The organism is Paucilactobacillus nenjiangensis (assembly GCF_005405445.1).
Classification (GTDB): Bacteria; Bacillota; Bacilli; order Lactobacillales; family Lactobacillaceae; genus Paucilactobacillus; species Paucilactobacillus nenjiangensis.
The window spans coordinates 1-20,605 of record NZ_BJEB01000039.1 but is presented as its reverse complement, the minus strand read 5'-3'; the positions used below and the strand labels follow the sequence as shown (position 1 = coordinate 20,605).

Genomic DNA, 20,605 nt, shown 5'->3' with positions numbered 1-20,605 from the left:
TTAAAGGGACTTTGGAGTGTTTTTCCAAAGTCCCTTTATTTTTTATAGTCTGGAATTAGTTTTTTCCCAGCCACTTTATTTACCCAATTTTGTGTTTTCTTGACTAATTTGCTGTGTTAATCGATCATTTTGGAGAACTTCATTAACCGCTTTAGCAATAATAATTTGCTTCTTCGCTTCTTTTATTTTGCCTAACGCATGATTCCCTAAAGCTAAAGATAGATAAATTTCATCAAGAGCCAATAATAAACCATGTTCTCGGCATGCTGTTAAAGCATCTGTCGCAGCTTCTAAACTAATTAGAATTTGATTTGACTCCAAAGCTAATTTGGATAAATTGACATTAACATAAATATATTGTTGAATACTTCCACCGAGTTGTTCATCCTTGACCATCGTTTGAGCTTGAATCGCTAATTGACCAGCCAGCTTTTCATTTTTTTGGGCTAAATAAACTTTGCCCATTTCGATAGTGGTCAGAACTTTGTACATATTAGTTTCTTGTTCAGCAAATTCTTGAATTGAGAGCTGAAAGTTGAACATCGCTTCATTCAGATCTTGACTGACTTGCAATTGAATCACACCAATAAAGTAATAATATCTTTGTTTATCAAACGAAGTCCTAATTTGTTTAATTCTAATTTGATTTAATTCTCGTTCGGCCGCTTCATAATCTTGTTCCAGTAAATGTTGATTAATTTGACTAAAAATATCTCCTAAGTTTCGATTATCTTCGGTCACTAAATCTTCGACTTGAATCCCTAAACTCTCACAAATAGCAAAAAGGATTGGCATACCGGGTAGTTTATTTTTATTTTCCATCAAACTAACAGTCGCCTGTGTGCAAATATCCTTCGCTAAGTCTGCTTGAGACATCTCTTTTTTTTGACGGTATTCTTTTAATTTTGATCCGCGAAGTTCCATATTTTCAATTCCTTAACTCAGATTAATTGCCAAATAATATTTTTTGCCTGTTCACTAATAAGATTAATTTTCTCATGAAGTACCTTTTTTATCAAACTACTTCGATCTGTAATAATACCATCAACCCCAAGTGCCACCATCCTTCGAGCTACGACCGGTTGATCAACCGTCCAGACATATACTTTTTTATTTTCCCGATGGGCTTGATTGACGATTGTTCGATTAATTGTACGAGAATCCAGCGAATAAAACGAGATGCCATTCGTTGGCAACTTAGTTAAAACAAATGGCCGGATTAAACCTACTTTCAAAGAAGGATTATCCAACTTCAGATTTTCAATTAACTCACCATCAATTGAATGAACCATCGACTTAGACCGCATTAACTGCGTTCCATAGAGCTGATTGAATCTTCGGGCAACTTGTTGTGGATTGATATCTTGTGGCTTCAATTCAATAATTAACTGGTTCTTTTGTTGATTGGCAACTTTAAAATATTGATCAAAAGAAGATAAGTTAGTTACATAGCCATTTTCGTGTAATTTAACCTTCTGTAAAGCAGCAAAATCATCAGTCGCAACCGCCTGTTTTTTATCAGCCAAATGTTTGAGATTTGGATCATGTAACAGCACAAATTGATTATCTTCGCTCATCTGAATGTCCATTTCAATATAGGTGGTTTGCTGACCTGTTTTTTTCAAACTTTGTGTTGAATTTTGCACGCCATTTCGATTATCCACACCCCGATGAGCAATCACAGTTGGATAGCGATTATTGGTACTATTTGGTAAGTTAATACCGAGCACAACTGTGCCAATCAATACTAACAAGGTTAAGGCCGGCCACCATTTAAAACGCTGAGTTTCTTTTGGCTGGTTTGCAACACTAAAATGAAAATACATCACGGTACTCAATAACGAGGCCACCAATAGCATCCCCACAATGATTACGCTCACTCCATATACCAGATCTGACAGCCATTGTATCTTAATGTTGATTACCAACAAGCCAATCAAACATAGCCCCAATAAAATACCAGTCAGCAGTGGTTTCCAAAAATTATTAGTCGAGTTTAACGACTTGATTCGCGAATATTTCCACCAAATTAAACCGAGCACCAAATAAATGATTGCCATCGGAATGACAACTGCCACTCGGTGCAAATTAACAACTCTTAAAATTGTTTCTGGAAAAGTAAAATGTGCTGCCAAATAGCCTGATAACCCTAACCCGCCTAAAGGCAACATTAAGGCCCAGGCCAGGCTCATGATTACGAACGACTTTTTCCAGGAAGTAATTGTCGTATTTATGGCGACCCACTTTGAGATAATTAGTAATTCAAAAAGAAAGGCCGCTAAGATTCCGCCCCAGAAAATGTCGTAAAATACCAACGTACTATTAATTAATAATATCAACCAGATTATGCTGGTCAGTTCTCGCCATCTCAAATCATTTCCCCCACTAAAAAAACACCTACAATACTATTGTATTGCAAGTGTTTTGGAGTTTCAATCTACTACATCAGTATTATATTTTTTCTGACCTACCCGTTCGTCTCCCAAAGCTTGGAAGTCATAATGAATTTTATTATTTCGTTCAAATTCTGCCAAACCATATTCAATGATTTGGTCGATTAATTCAGAGTAGCTAATGCCAGATACTTCCCACATTTGTGGATACAAACTGATGTTAGTGAAGCCAGGCAATGTGTTAGGTTCACCCAAATAAGGAACATCATTCTTATCAACTAGAAAATCCATCCGAGTTAACCCTTTGAGCCCGAGAGCAACAAAGGCATCAATCGCCATTTTGGTAATTTCCTTGGTCAATTTATCTGACAATACCACTGGTAGTTCAAAAACAACCCCACTAGCATCAACAAATTTATTTTGATAATCATAGAAGGTATCACTGGCGGGAACCCGCACTGCACCTAATTTAGATGCTCGAGGGATTTCATTACCCAAAATTGAAATTTCAATTTCTTGAGGTTGTTCAATTGTTTCTTCAATCAAAATCTTAAAATCATAACGCAGCGCATCTTCGAGTCCTTCATTATATGATGCAGCATCGTTAGCCTTATGAATACCAACTGAAGAACCTTGATTAGCTGGTTTAATGAAAACTGAGTTACCTAATTTGGCACTGATATAGTCCCAAGTCATCGTATCCCGATTCTCGGGAGTGACCAAAATGTACTTCGTATTGCGAACACCGGCTTGATTCAAAATCCGTTTAGTCATGTCCTTATCAAATGAGACAGCTGACGCCATCACACCAGAGCCAATGTAAGGCTTACGGAGCAACTTGAACAATCCTTGGATCGTACCATCTTCACCCAAATTACCATGGATAACCGGATAAAATAAATCAATATCCTTTACTTCTTGAAAAGCTTTGATTGGTGCCAATGGATCTGACATATCAATCTTAGGATACTCCTCAGCAATAATATCGTCTTCAGGAACCCCATCAAAGATTTTCTTTGATGCTTCGTGTCCCAACAAGATACCATCTTTGGTGAACATAAATAGACTCACGTCGTATTTATTTTTGTCCATGGCATCGTATATATTGTGTGCTGAACGTTTTGAAACATCATGTTCAGACGAGTTACCGCCAAACAGCAAAGCAATGTGTAACTTATTTCCGTTTTGCATAATTTTTCACACCTATTCTGTCGTTTTATAGAACCTTAAGTGTATCATGAAAAATATTATTTGTCGTAATTTGGCATAAACTCTAATAAATCTTTAATAATTTTATGAGAAGAAGTTTTCTCCAGTGGCCACATATTTCATTATTTCTTCAGGAAAATCATCTCGAACTAAAATAGTTTGCATTAAGCGACCGTGATTAAAGATTAAATTCCAATCCGACTCTGTTTGTGGTTGAAATTTGGTCATTAAATAGCTTCTCCACGATTTTAACTGGAGTAATAGGTAATTACTGTAAAGTTCATTTTTATTCGCTAGAGACGATAAGAATGCGACAATTCGTTGTGGCTCGCCAAAAATAACTGGAGTATCCAAGCGCTTGTATCGTTCAATTAGGACGGTCATTAAAAATAACTTGTCTGCTCGTGATAAATCATCTCGTTTACATAGTTCATCAATCACGTTCCCAATATGGGTGAAAGCATGTGCCCACCCATTAGACTTGATAAAGCCACGTGTATCAGTTTCCAAAACCATATAAGTAGCAAATTGAATGACAAAATCATTTAAGCGATTGCTATCTAAGAAGAAGTATCCGGCTTGATCGCCATACAACACTGTCGACAGCAATAATAAGCTAAACGACCGTTTAAAAATTGCGTTATTTTTTGGTTCTAAAATATGTGCAAACATCACTTCGTCTTGAGATAAGTAGTTAAAAGACAGCGAGAGTTGTTCTTTTGAAAGTACTTGGAATTCCAGCAATTCACTGAAAAAGAAATAGACCCCTTTGTCGCGGACATTGGGATTAGTTGAGCCAATATGACTGAGCATTAACACCAAATCTTCATCAGAAATGTCGGTTAACTGTTGTTCATGATTTTGTTCACGTAGTCCATTTAATGTATCTAAAAATTCATCGTCATCCGTAGCCAAATTAACTTTTGTTAATCGAACTTTTTTTACATTATCAATGATTGTCCCTACTTCAGTTCCCAAGGATTGATAGATTTTCCCATCATTCACTTTTTTGCGTAGTTCGGTTAATTGTTTTTTTACTGTATCAATTTGTGTCATACCGATTCATTCCCCCATCGTCTACATTTATACATTAATACTATCATAACAATTGAATAGCTGGGAAATTATCCATCCGGCTCAAATCAGTCGTTATTTAAAGTTTTCATTTTAAGCTCTCATGATACCACTGATTAGTAAAAACGTTCATTAATGATGACAACCAAAAAAACACTATCAACATAAACCCATGTGGGTCAACGTCAATAGTGATTTGTGATCTCAAAATATGATTCTAAGTTACAGAAATTTTATTTTCCGTTAGGATAAACAGGGACAACTGCGCCCTTATATTCTTTTTGAATCCATTGTTGAGTACTCTTTGATTGGAGTACTTTCATCAACTTCTTGATTGCTGGTTTATCAGTGTCGCCTTTACGAACGGCCACGATATTAGCATATGGTGATGAGTTCTTTTCAAGGGCAATAGCTTTCTTAGTTGGGTTAATTCCAGCTTGTTCAGCATAATTGGCATTGATGACAACTGCATCGCCTTCTTTTTGTTGATAGAATTTAGGCATTAATTTAGGTTCAAGATCAGTCTTAAATTTAAGATTCTTACTATTTGTAGCGATATCATCAAAAGTAGCAGTCGTAATATCAGTACCTGACTTGATTGTAATTAAACCAGCATCCTTAAGGATAGTCAGCACACGACCATAATCAGCAACGTTGTTACTTACAAGAATGGTTGCTCCATCAGGAAGATCCTTCAAACTCTTATATTTTTGTGAGTAAACACCGATTGGTTCAAGATGAACTTTACCGGCACTAACCAAAGTACCATTATTCTTCTTGTTCCAGTTATTCAAGAAAGGTGTGTGTTGGAAGTAGTTCGCATCCAAGCTCTTATTTGCCAAGCTCTTGTTAGGTAAAACGTAATCTTGGAATACTTTGACTTTTAAGTTGATTCCTTCTTTTTTCAATTGTGGCTTCACGTGTTTCAAAATTTGGGCATGAGGTACATTAGATGCTCCAACTGTTAAAGTAGTTTCCTTGGTTGATTTTCCACAACCGACTAATAATAATGCGACAGCAATAATGCTGGCAAAACCTGCAATCCATTTTTTCATATGCTATTTCCTCCAAAGTTTGTTTTATCTTTTATCAATGCGTTTCACTGCAAAATCACCAATCAATTGGAAAGCAAAAACAATAATCACGATAATGACCGTGGCTGTAAGAGTTACAGCATTGTTATTTGCTTGGAACCCGTCTAAGTAGGCAGTATTCCCTAATCCACCAGCACCAATGGCACCAGCCATGGCTGTATAACCAATTAATGAAATTGCGGTAACGGTAATCCCTGAAACTAAAGCTGGTAAACTTTCAGGTAGTAAAACTTTAAAAATAATTTGTGCTTTTGTAGCTCCCATTGCCTCAGATGCTTCTAACACTCCATGGTCAATTTCGTGAAATGCAATTTCGACCAAGCGAGCATAGAACGGAGCAGCTGAAATAATCAATGATGGCAAAGCAGCCTTAGCACCAATAATCGTACCCATGATAATTTGTGTTGCTGGTAGTAATAATACAATCAAGATGATAAATGGGATTGAACGGAAAATATTGACAAATGCTGAAACAATCCAATTTAATGCTTTGATTAAAAATGCGTCACTGTTAGTAGTTTCGAATAACAGCAATCCTAGGAGAAAACCAAGAATGGCAACGACAATTATTGACACAACTGTCATCCAAACGGTTTCCCAGGTAGCGATGCCCATTGAAGGCCAATCAACATTACTAAACTTAAAATATGAACCAATTCCTGTATCAACCACGTTCAATCACCTCGGTTTCAACTCGCAAAGTTTGAAGATACGATAACGTACCGTCGATACTCTGCTGATTATCACTCAACAATTGAATGTACAATGATCCAAGTGCGCCATCTTGAGTTTGATGAATATTTCCTTCAATAATGTTTAAGTCAACATCATCAAATTGGCGAAGTGTTTCGGAAACAATTGGCAGTGAAGCCTGTTCACCATGAAAGGTCAATTTAACAATTTTCCCTTGTGGATATTTTTTCAGAAGCTCTTCAACCGCTGTATTGGTATCACCTGCGCTGCCCGAATCAGTTTCTTGGTTCACAAACCGCTTAGTAATTGTTTGCTGTGGATTCTTGAAGACATCAAGCACTGGTCCTTGTTCGACGATTTCACCTGAATCAAGCACAGCTACATGATCACAAATCTTACGAATCACGTGCATCTCATGAGTAATCACTACAACAGTTAAATTGAGTTGCTTATTAATATCTAGCAACAAATCTAAAACTTCATCGGTTGTTTGTGGATCAAGTGCGCTAGTAGCTTCATCAGATAGTAAGATTTCTGGATCATTGGACAATGCTCTCGCAATCCCGACCCGCTGTTTTTGTCCACCTGATAATTCTGATGGATAGGCATTCTCACGACCACTCAAGCCAACCAGTTCAACCAGTTTCATTGCCTTTTCTTTCCGCTGCGCCTTAGGAACTTTGGCGATTTCCAATGGAAATTCGATATTTTCCAACACAGTTCGTGACCATAACAAGTTAAAATGTTGGAAAATCATGCCAATTTTTAACCGTTGATCTCTTAATTCTTTTCCTTTAAGTGCACTAATTTCAGAACCATTTACAGTTACTGAACCAGTTGTCGGTGATTCAAGACCATTCAACATCCGAATAATTGTACTTTTACCGGCACCAGAGTAACCAACAATTCCGTATATTTTACCATCTGGAATTACTAAGTTTACATCCTTCACTGCATGGACGGTTCCAACTTTTGCATCAAATGTTTTCGAAACATCTTTAAATTCAATCACCTAGACATCACCTCCTATAAAATTGGTAAAAAAAAGCTTTCCATTCACTATTAAACATAATTGTTTAATAGGACGGAAAGCTTGATTTGCTTTGCGTGATACCACCTAACTTCTCAGTAACTTCGCAGCTACTGACTCAATGAGTATTACTACTCATGTGCGTTAATGGGCACCACCATCACAAATTCATTATCTACCGATGACTTATTTGTAAATTAATATTCGAAGACCATCTTCCGCTTTACTTCATTACTCCTTTTCACTTAAGGGAGCTCTCTGTGTATCAAGTTAAAAACGTACTCATCTTTTCAAATTAATTTTTAATAATTAACAATGCAGTAATTATACTTAACATTCATTCAAACTGTCAAGACATAACCTAATTAATTAAACTTCTTTGACTTCAGCAATCCAACGTAAGTCAGCTTGAGTTGAGTTTAGGTCACTCAAATCATTTTCTAGCTTAGGATTAACAGCTGCGATAGTTCCGGCAATTGGACTAGGAATATCAGTCACTGCTTTTTCTGCTTCAACTGAGATGAATTCACCATCAGCTTTTAATGTTGCGTTAACTTCAGGTAAGTCGATGAAACTGATTGCGCCTAATTCATCAACGGCTCCATCACTAAGACCTACACGACTGGTACCATTTGCTTGTTTCTTTACCCAAAAATACTTACTTGCTTCACTCAAAATACTAACTCCCTTTCCCTATCTAAATTGATCTTTATTGCTGAACATGTACGAATGATCATGAAATCTCATTGACATTATCATCCCTACTCCAATCAAATTCCCGATTAATGAAGATCCACCAGCACTAATGAACGGCAATGGAATACCGGTCAAAGGCAGCAATCCGATGCTCATTCCAATGTTTTCAAACACATGGAATAAAATCATCATGACAACCCCTGTAGCAATGTAAGCGTAAAATTCATTTTTCGTATCAAATGTTACTCTAATCATTTGATATATCAAGAGTAAATATAGCAATATCAGTAAAATTCCACCGATAAAACCAAAATTTTCACCAATCACGGAAAAAATCATATCTGACTCACGGACAGGTACATATACTTTTGACGTATTAAATCCAGTTCCCATGATTTGACCAGAGCCAACTGCTTTAATACTTTGCCATAATTGATAACCGTTATTTGAAGTATCTTGCGAAGGATGCAACCATGTATCAACCCGAGAGAATTGATATGCCTGGAATCCGACGTGCTCAAGAATTGTGCGTCCAAATGTAGTAGCAACTAGCGATAATGCGGTAATTCCAATGGTAGCCACACTGATGACTCCTGGGATGATTATCTTCCACGAAATACCTGAGACTAACAGCATGCCTGCAAAAATTGCAGCAAAGACTAATGTCGTCCCAAAATCATTTTGTAAATGCAAAGAAATGACGATTGGTAATAACCACAGTACCATTTTACCAATTAACTCGAAATCAGATCTAATGGTGTGTGTGGGATGAGTATTGTTATGCACAGTGATGACCCGGCCCATCATTAAAATGTAGGCCGGCTTCATCACCTCAGACGGCTGGAATGTGATTGATCCAATCGCAAACCAGCTTTTCGCTCCAGTACTTGCAAAATACGAACGACTGTAGAAAATGAGAATTGCGTACATCAGGAACATTCCTATTCCAAATATAAATGGGGCAATTTTCCATAATTGTTCCGAGTCAAATTGCATAATAATCACGATTGCAATTGATCCAATCACGTACCAAGCTAATTGCATTACTACATAATGCATCACACTAGTCGAGGTTTTATCATAGTTGGCGGCAACGTAAATAGATGCTAGCCCAATTAGGGCCAAAACTAGCACACAAAAAATAATTCCATAGTCAATCCGTGAATTTCCTTCTGTTCTTTCTGATTTTCGTTGCATTTGAGAACTCCTTCAATGAATGAGAATTAACCTTGATGTAGATGGTATTGTTGTAACACAACTTCGATTCCCTCATCGAACGAATGAACATTAAATTCTTCACCATCAGTTAGAATTGCTGTGTACTTATTTTCTTGGTTTTCAATCTCACCAACCACGTTTTTACCAATCAATACTTGTTGTACTTGATTGCCATTTTTGGTTGTTTCTTCAATTGCTACCTCAATATTTTTATCTTTTTTTGACAAATTGTCACCTACTTACAATTTTTATTTCGACGTAAACTAAAGTGGTCAGGTACTGGATCAAACCCACCGCGTACAAATGGGTGACACCTTAAAACTCGTGCCACCCCCATTAGAACTCCGCGCATTCCAAATTTTTCCACAGCCTCAAGCATGTAATTCGAGCAAGTCGGAGTATACCTACAAGTTGCAGGTCGAAATGCGGAAATACTTTTCTGATACCACTTAACAATTTGTACAATGAGTTTCGTCATTAATTTATCCTATTTTTGCATTCTTTCAAGCAATGCGCCAGCGCCTTGCGCTACGTTATCTAAGGGACTTTCAGATACTAATACAGGCACCTTCAAAAAGCCACTAAATAATGAATCAATATTCTTCAATAATGAAGTTCCACCAGTGAGCATTACTCCACGGTCAATAATATCAGAAGCTAATTCAGGCGGTACAGTTTCTAGGACTTCAATTGCACCGTTAACAATTTGCATCAAAGTTTCATGCAAAGCTTCTTCAACTTCATTTTCATCAATTTCGATTGAACGTGGCATTCCACTAACTGTATCACGGCCACGAACTTCCATCTTTTCAGGATTTTCTGCCTTTGTAGCAGTACCAATTTTCATTTTAATGCTTTCAGCAGCATGTTCACCAATCACAAGACCATGGTTATTCTTGATATAACTGACGATATCGCTGTTCATCTTATCTCCAGCAATCTTCAATGACCGGCTAGACACAATATCGCCAAGCGAAAGCACGGCAATATCACTAGTTCCACCACCCATATCAATAACCATACTACCGGTAGGACGGAAAATATCTAAACCAGCACCAATGGCTGCTACTTTTGGTTCGTATTCAAGAAATACTTTACCACCACCAGATTGTTCGGCGGCCTGCATAATTGCTTTTCTTTCAATTTCAGTGATATTAGTTGGTGCACAAATCATAATGTTAGGCTTTGACATAAATCCTTTTACATTGAGTTTATCAATAAAATATGACAACATCTCTTGAGCAACATCAAAATCAGAAATTACTCCATCCTTCAACGGACGAATTGCCCGGATATTACTTGGTGTTCTACCGACCATACGATAGGCTTCGGATCCAACTGCCAACACTTTATTAGTCTTTGTATCAATTGCCACTACAGAAGGCTCGTTTAATACAATTCCCTTTCCCTGAACATAAATTAATACATTGGCGGTCCCTAAATCAATTCCGATATCTTTTGCCATGTTTACTTGTTGCTCCCTTCGATTATACGTCGATATTATATCATATTTGTTCTGTTATTTTTCAGGCTTTAAAGCTGAATTTACGTTAATAGTTACATTGTCCACGTCTTCAACACGTTTAATGTCAGCACCTAAGGCATGTAATTTTTCGTGGAAACGGTAATATCCACGATCTAAATATTTTAAGTTGGTTACTTGAGTGTAGCCTTCTGCAGCCAGTCCAGCTAAAACGAGTGCGGCAGCAGCCCGCAAGTCGGTAGCTTCCACTTCTGCTCCATTAAGCTTAGCAGGCCCGTTTAAGACCGCTGTTGATCCTTGAATTGTCACACTAGCATTCATTCGACGTAGTTCATCTAAATGCATGAACCGATTTTCAAAGACGGTTTCATTCAATGTCGAAACTCCATTAGCTAATAGTTGTAAAACGGATATTTGTGGTTGTAAGTCGGTTGGATATCCTGGATGTGGCATTGTGGTCACATTAGCCGGTAGTAAAACAGAGGTCCCAATGACGCGAATCCCGTTATCTTGTTCAACCACTGTCACTCCCATTTCCTTGAGCTTAGAGATTAGTGGCAAGTTATGTTCCGCAATTGCATCTTGAACTAAAATATCACCGTTAGTAACGGCAGCGGCTACCATAAACGTACCAGCTTCAATGCGGTCTTGAACAACTGCATGTTCGCAACCATGTAGGAAGGTAACTCCTTCAATTCTGATTTCTTCGGTTCCGGCACCATGAACGCGAGCACCCATTTTATTAAGGATATTGGCTAAATCAACGATTTCAGGTTCGCGGGCCGCATTTTCAATCACGGTAATTCCTTGAGCCAACGTGGCTGCCATCATAATGTTTTGAGTCGCACCAACACTAGGAAAATCTAAATAAATCCGGTCACCAACTAATTGATCAGCAAAGGCTTCGATATAGCCATCGTGTTGTTCAATTTTAGCACCTAGAGCTTGCAAGCCCTTTAAATGTAAATCAATTGGTCGTGAGCCAATTGCACAGCCGCCTGGTAAGGCAACCTTAGCGTGACCACAACGAGCCAACAACGGTCCCATAACGACGATTGACGCACGCATCTTTGAAACATATTCAAACGGTGCTTGATATGAGATATCTCCTGATGCATCTAGTACTAGGGTTTTTTCATCTTGATTAAAATCGAGTTTAATATTCAAAAATTCTAGAACACTATTCATCGTAAATACATCGGACAAAATTGGCACATTACTCAATTCAACCACGCCTTGTGACGCCAAAATTGATGCGGCTTGAATCGGTAATACAGCATTTTTGGCACCTTCAATTGTTACAGTACCTGAAAGCTTGTTGCCACCTTTAACAATGATTTTTTCCATGATAATTCCTCCGACGAAATTACTTCACAATATAAATGAGATTACGAATTGAATCGAAAAATGACATAAAAAAAGTGGCACTGGTGTAGCCAATTGCAATAGATAGCAACACAATTAGCAACGGCAGTGTTTTTGGCATTTCTCGAAACAACCGTTCAATATGTAGACCTTGAATTGATTTGAAGGCGAGCCAAATAAAACTAAACTGTACAACTAAACTAATTAAGGCTTCGATTCCAACTAATTTCATGACGTACCCCTTCAATTATCGTCTTCAATAATACCATAAACTATGAGCTTCTGTCTGTTCTTAAACAAAGCTTAAATTGTGACTTTTTTGTAAAAAAATAAGATTAAACCCAATTGACATCGAGTTTAATCTTATTATTTAAATGATTATTTGCCAGAAATATTTAAACGGTTAACCGCACGTTTCAACGCAACTTCAGCACGCGAAAGTTCATCTGCATCGTGAACCTCGTGAGCATGTTTGATGTGTTCTTCCGCACGACTCTTGGCATTTTGTGCCCGTTCAATATCAATTTCTTTGGACGTTTCTGCACTATCAGCCACGATTGTAGCTAAATTACCAGAAAATTCAATGAAACCACCACAAACAGCGACTTGATCTTCCTTATCACCAGTTTGAATTCGAACAGCATCAATTTCTAATGTTGCTACGAATGGTTGATGGCTAGCTAAAATACCCATTTCACCACCGCCTGTTTTGACAATTACCATTGTCGCGTCATCACGGTCGTACACACTTCCATCGGGAGTAACAATGGTGACTTCTACTGTATGATCAGCCATTTGAATTCCCCCTAGTTAGTTTGCAATTTTTTTGATTTTGCAATTGCATCATCGATAGTACCAACCAAACGGAATGCTTCTTCAGGTAAATCATCATGTTTACCATCAAGAATTTCCTTAAATCCACTAACTGTGTCTTTAAGTGAAACATAAGCACCAGGAAGGCCAGTAAATTGTTCAGCAACACTAAAACTTTGTGAAAGGAAGAATTGAATCCGCCGTGCACGAGCAACAATCGTTTTTTCTTCATCCGAAAGTTCATCCATACCAAGAATTGAGATAATATCTTGTAATTCATGGTAGCGTTGAAGTGTATGTTGAACTTCAGTGGCAACATCATAATGTTCTTGACCCACAATTTCTGGAGTCAAGGCAGTTGAAGTTGAAGCCAAAGGATCAACGGCTGGATAGATACCTTGTTGAGTCAAGGAACGTTCCAAGTTAGTTGTGGCGTCCAAATGGGCGAAAGTAGTTGCAGGAGCAGGATCGGTATAATCATCGGCAGGCACATATACGGCTTGAATAGACGTAATTGAACCTTTCTTCGTTGATGTAATCCGTTCTTGTAACTGACCCATTTCAGTAGCTAATGTAGGTTGATAACCAACGGCTGACGGAATCCGTCCAAGCAAGGCAGAAACTTCTGAACCAGCTTGAGTAAACCGGAAAATATTATCAATAAACAATAGCACGTCTTGACCTTTAACATCACGGAAATATTCCGCAATTGTTAAACCAGTCAAGGCAACGCGCATACGTGCCCCAGGTGGCTCGTTCATCTGACCATAGACCATGGCAGTTTTTTCAAGAACACCCGACTCTTTCATTTCGTAATACATATCGTTACCTTCACGGGTACGTTCACCAACACCGGTGAATACAGAGATACCATTGTGTCCCTGTGCGATATTATGAATTAGTTCCTGAATTAGAACAGTCTTACCAACACCGGCACCACCAAACAAACCAATTTTACCACCACGAACGTAAGGAGCTAGTAAATCAATAACCTTGATACCAGTTTCCAAAACTTCCGTAGCATTGTTCAATTCGTCATATTCAGGAGCATCACGATGGATAGGATTACGTTCAGCATCGGGACCAAATTCCGCACCGCCATCAATTGTATTTCCTAAGACATTAAACATTCGACCTAAGGTATCGTCTCCAACTGGAACACTAATTGATTGTTCAGTATTTTCGACGTCCATACCACGTTGTAAGCCATCAGTTGCGTCCATGGCAATTGTTCTAACAATTCCATCACCCAATTCAAGGGCAACTTCGACTGTTAAAGTATTTCCATCAGCTAACTTAATGTCAAGCGCAGTATTAATATCAGGTAAACTGTTGTCTAAGGGGAATTCAACGTCAACGACAGGTCCGATAACTTGTGCAACTTTACCAGAACTCATTTTGTTGTTTCCTCCTATTTTTAGATTTATTCAAGTGCTACTTGGCCACCAACAATTTCAGTAATTTCGGTGGTAATAGCTGCTTGACGAGCACGGTTATATTTCAGTTCAAGGGAACTAATAACATCCGCGGCATTATCAGAAGCAGCACGCATCGCGTTAGAACTTGAGGCGTGTTCAGATGTTTTCGCATCCAAAATTGCTCCGTAAACTTTACTCTCAGCATATTGTGGTAACACAACTGAGAAAATATCATCTTCCGAAGGTTCAAAATCATAAGCTGGACTCACTTGATCAGCATTCTCAGCTTCTTTTGCATCGACAATGTCACCAAGTGTTTCTTCAGAAATCGGTAGCATCTGTGAAACTTGTACTTCAGAAGAAATCCGATTGACGTAGTGGCTATGAACCACATACAACTGATCGTATACTTCGTTACTGTACATTTCAGTTACCGTTTTGACAATTTCCCTTACTTCTTCAAACTTTGGAACGTCGTTAACACCAGTATATTCATAAGCTACATTCATTTGACGCTTAGTGAAAAATTCTGTCCCCGTGTTACCAATGGTTAAGAATACACTATTGTTAGCATCTAATTCATGTTCTTTCATGAAGTCCAACGTTGATTTAATCACGTTGCTGTTGTAACTACCAACTAATCCACGATCTGAAGTAATTACCAAAATGCCAGTCTTTTTAACTGGACGTTGAGTTAATAGTGGAGAAACTGTAGAAGATTGACCAGCAGATGAAGAACCGAAAGCATGAGATTGTGCAAGATGCGCTATAACTGACTCTACTTTAGCAGCGTACACTTGATATGTAGCTGTGTGGTGTTGAATTTGGTTCAACTTTGAAGTTGAAACCATTTGCATCGCAGAAGTAATTTGTCGAGTATTTTTGGTTGAAACGATTTTACGTTTAACGATTGCTAGTGATGCAGGCACTTAATCTCACCGTCCTTTCTTACTGGTTAGTCCTATTTTGCAGCTTGTTTGCTACCTTGGAATTGATCTGAGAATTCTTTAATTGCATTATAGAATCCGTCGCCTTCAGGTAGTTTAGAAGTGCTTGTAATTTCATCAAGGATTTCTTGATGGTTTCCAGTCATATAACTGAATAATTCACTTTCGTAACGTTGGATATCTTCGATTTCAATTGCATCGATAAATCCTTTACTCAAAGCAAACAATGTAACAACTTGTTGTTCAACAGTTTCCGGTTGGTGAAGTCCTTGTTTCAAAACTTCAACAGTTCGGGCACCACGATTCAATTTAGATTGTGTTGCTTCATCCAAATCTGAACCGAACTGAGCAAACGAAGCTAATTCAGTGTATGAAGCTAAGTCCAAACGAAGAGTCCCTGAAACCTTCTTCATAGCCTTAATTTGGGCATCCCCACCAACACGTGAAACTGAAGTTCCGGCATCAATGGCAGGACGAGTCCCGGCATAGAATAAGTCTGAATCCAAGAAAATTTGACCATCAGTGATGGAAATAACGTTCGTTGGAATATAAGCAGAAACGTCACCGGCTTGTGTTTGAATGATTGGAAGAGCGGTCATTGAACCTCCACCCAATTCATCTGACAACTTAGCGGCACGTTCAAGCAAACGTGAATGAGTATAGAAAATATCACCAGGATAAGCTTCACGCCCTGGAGGACGACGAAGAATCAATGATAATTCACGATATGCATCGGCTTGCTTTGTCAAATCATCATAGACAATTAAGACATGCTTGCCATTAAACATAAATTCCTCACCCATTGCGGCTCCAGTATAAGGAGCAATATACAATAGTGGAGCTGGATCAGAAGGTCCGGCTGAAACAACGATTGTATAATCCATTGCACCATACTTACGTAGTGTTTCTACTTGGCCACGAACAGTTGATTCTTTTTGTCCAATTGCGACATAAATACAAATCATATCTTGACCTTTTTGGTTAATGATTGCATCCATCGCGATTGATGTTTTACCAGTCTTACGGTCTCCGATAATCAACTCACGTTGACCACGACCAATAGGAACAAGGGCATCAATAACTTTGATACCTGTTTGTAATGGTTCGAAGACACTCTTACGTTGCATAACTCCTGGTGCTTTTCTTTCAACAGGACGAGTCTTGTCGGTTTTGATTTCACCATTTCCGTCGATTGGGCGACCCAAAGGATCAACGACACGACCTAATAATGCATCACCAACAGGAACTTCCATGATTCGGCCAGTACGCTTAACACTGTTACCTTCACGAATACCAGTAAAATCACCTAAAACAACGATACCAACATCGTTGCTTTCGAGGTTTTGAACCATTCCAAACACGCCATTGTCAAATTCGAGCAACTCACCAGCCATTGCATTATCTAACCCGTGAGCACGGGCGATACCATCACCAACATACGTAACAGTACCTGTTTCTTCAACAGATAATTGTTCTTGGTAATTAGCCAATTGTTGTTTGATGAGTGAACTGATTTCCTCAGCCTTAATGCTCATAAAAGTCTCACCTCTTTAAATTAAATGTTATTTCAGTAATAAACGACGAACTTTTTCGATTCTTGAACTAATACTGCCGTCCAAGATTTCTTTATCGGTATGGACGATTACCCCACCAATAATTGAATCGTCGATACGTTTACTAACGACAACTTCCTTCGCATGAACACGTGAAGCAAGCTGGCTAGTTAATTTTTCCGTTTGTGAATCGTCAAGTTCAACAGCAGAAACTACTTCTGCGTGAACTCTTCCAATTTTTGAATCATAACGTCGCTCAAACTCATCAATAATTGCGACCATTTCATTCATGCGGCCGTAATCAAAAACCATCTGAATCAAGTTAGTAACATATGGAGAAGCTCCATGTGTCAAAGCCTGAATTAATGACTGCTTTTCTTGAAGTGATAATTCAGCACCTGTTAAGACAGATGTTAAACCATCATTAGCTTTAAAGACTTCACGCAATTGCGTTAATTCTTCAAGCGTTGCGTCAAGTTGATCTTGTTCAACGACTAATTCAAACAATGCTTTCGCATAACGTTTTGCAATTGTCATCTTATCAAGACTCATTATTCTTTACCCAACCCTTCAATATAAGAATCAATCAATGCCTTTTGATCACCAGCACTAAGTTCTTTGTGAATGATTTTAGAAGCAATTTCAATAGACAAGTTTGCAACGTCGTCTTTAGCCCTCTTCAATGCATCTTCACGAGCCTGTTCAGCATCTTGTTGAGCATTTTCTTTCAGTGCTTGTGCCTCACTTTGTGCTGACGTAATGATTTGCGTCCGTTGGCTTTCACCACTTTGCTTAGCATTACCTACAATTGTAGCTGCTTCTGAACGAGCGTTTTGAAGTTCTGATTCACGTTGTTCAGCAAGTTTACTTGCTTCATTACGTGATGCTTCAGCACTGTCGATATCATTAGCAATTTTGTCAGCACGGTCTTGCATCATCTTGGTGATTGGACCCCAGGCGAATTTCTTAACTAACAACATTAGAATTACTAATGAAACTAGATAAAAAATCATATCGCCGACGTACAAGCTATTCGATTCAGCTAAAACGCTTTGTGCAAACATCTATCGTTACCTCCTTTATATAATATAAAAAATTATTACTTGTTCATAACCATAAAGGCAATAACGATAGCCAAGATAGGCATAGCTTCAATCAAACCTACTCCTAAGAACATAGTTCCTTGAAGACGACCAGATAATTCTGGTTGGCGTGACATTCCTGAAATTGTGTTTCCGATAACAAGACCGTTACCAACACCGGCACCGATAGCGGCACCCATCGCAGCGATTCCTGCAGCAATTGCTCCCATTGTTAAATCCTCCTTAAAATGTGTTATTCCTCAGCAACTTTGTGAGAAATATAAACCGACGTTAATGTTACAAAGACGTATGCTTGAATTGCACCGATAAAGACTGAGAATCCTTGCCAAATAACTGATAATGGTAAAGCATAAATCACACCAAGTGATAAATGGCCATCTGGTAAGGCAAGACCTGCAATCATTTTAAGTAGCAATTCACCTGCATAGATATTACCAAAGAGACGAAGACCTAGTGTTAAGAAGTTACCAAATTCTTCAAAAAGATTGATTGGTAGCAAAAAAGCCACTGGTTTAACATACCCTTTCAGATATTTAAGAAAACCATTTTGTGCCACCCCAACAAGATGTGTAAGCACCATAATTGAGAACGACAGCGTCATCGTAATGACTGGATCTGCCGTTGGGCTTCGCAATAGCTCGTGTCCACCCCAACCGAATTGAAGTATCAATCCAAATTGGTTTGAGACAAATATAAAAATGAACAAGAAAAATCCTAAGAAACTATACCTTGGTGCATATTCTGCTGGCATTTGTCCGCGAACAATTCCATTTGTAAAATCAACAAACCATTCTAGTGCATTTTGACCACCAGTTGGTTTCAAAGTTAATTTTCGAGATAGCCCGAACAACAAAAAGAAAACAATCACGAATACTGCAAGTCCAGAAAGGATATTAGTCCAGTTGAACATGAGGCCGAACAGCTTAAAGGTATAAGCATCACCACCCATGTACATTCCACCTCTTTTCCTTATAACGATTAATTTTGGTTCCTATATAGTGAGTTGACAGCTTGAAGATTCTATCAATGTTACATTATTTGACAGCTCAAAATACATAAAACGATATTACCACCATTTGAGGTAAAATTCAAAGTTATTTAATAAATTCAGTACATCTCGACCAATGTGTCTCGTTATGCATTATAACAAGGTTTACCCTATGTTTTGTTTTTCGCTAGCGGCATCCTCAGGTAGGACTAAATTTAAGATAATCCCCAAAACCGCGGCAACTGCGAGCCCAGAGAACTGATATTGACCTAATTGGAGGTAAGCATTACCTATACCAATCACCAAAATCGTTGATCCAATCATCAAATTTCTTTTCTTATCAAAATCAACTTTTTTATCAATTAAAACTCGTAATCCACTAGAAGCAATCACTCCAAATAATAAGAATGAAATTCCACCAATTACTGGACTTGGAATAGATTCAATTAAGGCACTCAGTTTACCGACAAAACTGAAGACAATCGCAAAGAACGCTGCCCCACCCAGTACGTAGATACTATGAACCTTCGTGATTGCCAAAACGCCAATATTTTCACCATAACTCGTCACTGGTGGACCACCAACAAAACCGGCAATAATTGAGGCTGTTCCGTCCCCTGCCAGTGTCTTGTTTAGGCCTGGATCTCTAAAAAAGTTTCGTCCGGTTAATTGGTTAAGCACCATAATATGGCCTAAATGTTCAGTCATTGTGACAAACGCAATCGGTGCCATACTCAAAATCGCACCCCAATAAAATTCTGGCTTGTAGGAAACAAATGGAATTTGAAAATTAGGCAGTTGGAACCAATTAGCTTTCATAACAGGAGTGAAATCTACTAATCCAAAAATAACGGCCACGATATACCCAAAAACAATTCCTAATAAAATTGGAATTAAGCCAAGGAAGCCTTTGAGATACATATTAAATCCGATAGTGACCAATAAAGTAATCATGGCAACAATAAATAATTTAATATCATACTTACCGGCGGCATTTAGGGTTGCATCTTTAGCAGCGGTACTAGCTAGTGACAATCCAATTACCATCACAATTGGTCCCACGATAATTGGAGGTAATACTTTATCAATCCAATCTGATCCAAAGAAATTGACAATAATAGCGACAATCAAATACACCAACCCTACGGCAACGGTTCCTTGGGCAATTGCAGGATAACCAGCTGCTTTCATGAGCGCGAGCATTGGGACAATAAACGAAAAACTGGAACCCATATAAGCGGGAATTTTGCCTTTCGTAATCAGAATGTACATCAAAGTTCCGACGCCAGAACTAAACAATGCAATTCCTGGATTTAAACCAACTAAAATCGGAACTAAAACCGTTGAGCCAAACATGGAGAACATGTGCTGGATGGATAACCCAAACCATTGTCCTAGCTTGGGACGATCCTGAATATCTAATACTACTTGCTTCTTATCCACAGTAAATCCTCCTCGTATTATATAAATATAGTCATTCAACATTCTGTAAATAATTGTTTCATTGTTGGACACCGCATGATAACCT

General features: G+C 38.3%; 23 protein-coding genes. All 23 read right to left on the bottom strand.

Features of this window, described 5'->3' with window-relative positions:
- Positions 1 to 75 precede the first annotated feature (75 nt).
- The gene (locus FFM59_RS06700) at positions 76 to 924 is read right to left on the bottom strand and encodes a helix-turn-helix transcriptional regulator (RefSeq protein WP_137602281.1); all 849 of its coding nucleotides are present in this window, start codon (positions 922 to 924) and stop codon (positions 76 to 78) included.
- A 17-nt stretch (positions 925 to 941) separates the two neighbouring features.
- Entirely contained in the window at positions 942 to 2,372 is a 1,431-nt protein-coding gene (locus FFM59_RS06695) for a glycerophosphodiester phosphodiesterase family protein (RefSeq protein ID WP_137602280.1), read from the bottom strand.
- Between the two features lie 60 nt (positions 2,373 to 2,432).
- Positions 2,433 to 3,584, bottom strand: coding sequence for a D-alanine--D-alanine ligase family protein (locus tag FFM59_RS06690; protein WP_137602279.1), 1,152 nt, complete (start codon positions 3,582 to 3,584; stop codon positions 2,433 to 2,435).
- A gap of 102 nt (positions 3,585 to 3,686) precedes the next feature.
- A complete protein-coding gene (locus tag FFM59_RS06685) occupies positions 3,687 to 4,658 on the bottom strand; it encodes a DUF2785 domain-containing protein (protein ID WP_137602278.1) in 972 nt (323 codons plus the stop codon).
- 251 nt (positions 4,659 to 4,909) lie between these two features.
- On the bottom strand, positions 4,910 to 5,731 hold the full coding sequence (locus FFM59_RS06680; RefSeq protein WP_137602277.1) for a MetQ/NlpA family ABC transporter substrate-binding protein: 822 nt from the start codon (positions 5,729 to 5,731) through the stop codon (positions 4,910 to 4,912).
- 24 nt (positions 5,732 to 5,755) lie between these two features.
- Positions 5,756 to 6,385, bottom strand: a complete 630-nt coding sequence (locus FFM59_RS06675) for a methionine ABC transporter permease (protein WP_174795645.1) — start codon at positions 6,383 to 6,385, stop codon at positions 5,756 to 5,758.
- Between the two features lie 49 nt (positions 6,386 to 6,434).
- A complete protein-coding gene (locus FFM59_RS06670) occupies positions 6,435 to 7,475 on the bottom strand; it encodes a methionine ABC transporter ATP-binding protein (protein WP_137602275.1) in 1,041 nt (346 codons plus the stop codon).
- A gap of 387 nt (positions 7,476 to 7,862) precedes the next feature.
- On the bottom strand, positions 7,863 to 8,168 hold the full coding sequence (locus FFM59_RS06665) for a glycine cleavage system H family protein (RefSeq protein WP_137602274.1): 306 nt from the start codon (positions 8,166 to 8,168) through the stop codon (positions 7,863 to 7,865).
- An 18-nt stretch (positions 8,169 to 8,186) separates the two neighbouring features.
- Positions 8,187 to 9,386: an FtsW/RodA/SpoVE family cell cycle protein gene (locus FFM59_RS06660; protein WP_137602273.1), complete on the bottom strand. Its 1,200-nt coding sequence runs from the start codon at positions 9,384 to 9,386 to the stop codon at positions 8,187 to 8,189.
- Positions 9,387 to 9,412: 26 nt separating this feature from the next.
- Entirely contained in the window at positions 9,413 to 9,634 is a 222-nt protein-coding gene (locus tag FFM59_RS06655; RefSeq protein WP_137602272.1) for a DUF2969 domain-containing protein, read from the bottom strand.
- Positions 9,635 to 9,642: 8 nt separating this feature from the next.
- On the bottom strand, positions 9,643 to 9,885 hold the full coding sequence (yidD, locus tag FFM59_RS06650; protein ID WP_137602271.1) for a membrane protein insertion efficiency factor YidD: 243 nt from the start codon (positions 9,883 to 9,885) through the stop codon (positions 9,643 to 9,645).
- 9 nt (positions 9,886 to 9,894) lie between these two features.
- Positions 9,895 to 10,872, bottom strand: a complete 978-nt coding sequence (locus FFM59_RS06645) for a rod shape-determining protein (RefSeq protein ID WP_137602270.1) — start codon at positions 10,870 to 10,872, stop codon at positions 9,895 to 9,897.
- 54 nt (positions 10,873 to 10,926) lie between these two features.
- Entirely contained in the window at positions 10,927 to 12,237 is a 1,311-nt protein-coding gene (gene murA, locus FFM59_RS06640) for a UDP-N-acetylglucosamine 1-carboxyvinyltransferase (protein ID WP_137602269.1), read from the bottom strand.
- A 19-nt stretch (positions 12,238 to 12,256) separates the two neighbouring features.
- Complete coding sequence (locus tag FFM59_RS06635; RefSeq protein WP_137602268.1) at positions 12,257 to 12,487, bottom strand: DUF1146 domain-containing protein; 231 nt, start codon at positions 12,485 to 12,487, stop codon at positions 12,257 to 12,259.
- 146 nt (positions 12,488 to 12,633) lie between these two features.
- A complete protein-coding gene (locus tag FFM59_RS06630) occupies positions 12,634 to 13,050 on the bottom strand; it encodes a F0F1 ATP synthase subunit epsilon (RefSeq protein WP_137602267.1) in 417 nt (138 codons plus the stop codon).
- 11 nt (positions 13,051 to 13,061) lie between these two features.
- A complete protein-coding gene (atpD, locus tag FFM59_RS06625; protein ID WP_137602266.1) occupies positions 13,062 to 14,465 on the bottom strand; it encodes a F0F1 ATP synthase subunit beta in 1,404 nt (467 codons plus the stop codon).
- A 26-nt stretch (positions 14,466 to 14,491) separates the two neighbouring features.
- Positions 14,492 to 15,415: a F0F1 ATP synthase subunit gamma gene (locus FFM59_RS06620; protein ID WP_137602265.1), complete on the bottom strand. Its 924-nt coding sequence runs from the start codon at positions 15,413 to 15,415 to the stop codon at positions 14,492 to 14,494.
- 32 nt (positions 15,416 to 15,447) lie between these two features.
- Positions 15,448 to 16,968, bottom strand: coding sequence for a F0F1 ATP synthase subunit alpha (atpA, locus tag FFM59_RS06615; protein WP_137602264.1), 1,521 nt, complete (start codon positions 16,966 to 16,968; stop codon positions 15,448 to 15,450).
- 27 nt (positions 16,969 to 16,995) lie between these two features.
- Complete coding sequence (gene atpH, locus FFM59_RS06610) at positions 16,996 to 17,538, bottom strand: ATP synthase F1 subunit delta (RefSeq protein WP_137602263.1); 543 nt, start codon at positions 17,536 to 17,538, stop codon at positions 16,996 to 16,998.
- The gene (gene atpF / locus FFM59_RS06605) at positions 17,538 to 18,050 is read right to left on the bottom strand and encodes a F0F1 ATP synthase subunit B (RefSeq protein ID WP_137602262.1); all 513 of its coding nucleotides are present in this window, start codon (positions 18,048 to 18,050) and stop codon (positions 17,538 to 17,540) included. Before atpF ends, atpH begins: the two co-directional genes overlap by 1 nt.
- Positions 18,051 to 18,085: 35 nt before the next feature.
- Positions 18,086 to 18,298 (bottom strand): F0F1 ATP synthase subunit C, encoded by a 213-nt coding sequence (gene atpE / locus FFM59_RS06600; RefSeq protein WP_137602261.1) that lies wholly within the window; start codon positions 18,296 to 18,298, stop codon positions 18,086 to 18,088.
- A 23-nt stretch (positions 18,299 to 18,321) separates the two neighbouring features.
- Positions 18,322 to 19,038 carry a F0F1 ATP synthase subunit A gene (atpB, locus tag FFM59_RS06595; RefSeq protein WP_137602260.1) on the bottom strand — a complete coding sequence of 239 codons (717 nt, stop codon included), beginning with the start codon at positions 19,036 to 19,038 and terminating at the stop codon, positions 18,322 to 18,324.
- Positions 19,039 to 19,242: 204 nt separating this feature from the next.
- Positions 19,243 to 20,520 (bottom strand): solute carrier family 23 protein, encoded by a 1,278-nt coding sequence (locus FFM59_RS06590; protein ID WP_225420313.1) that lies wholly within the window; start codon positions 20,518 to 20,520, stop codon positions 19,243 to 19,245.
- Between the last annotated feature and the right edge of the window lie 85 nt (positions 20,521 to 20,605).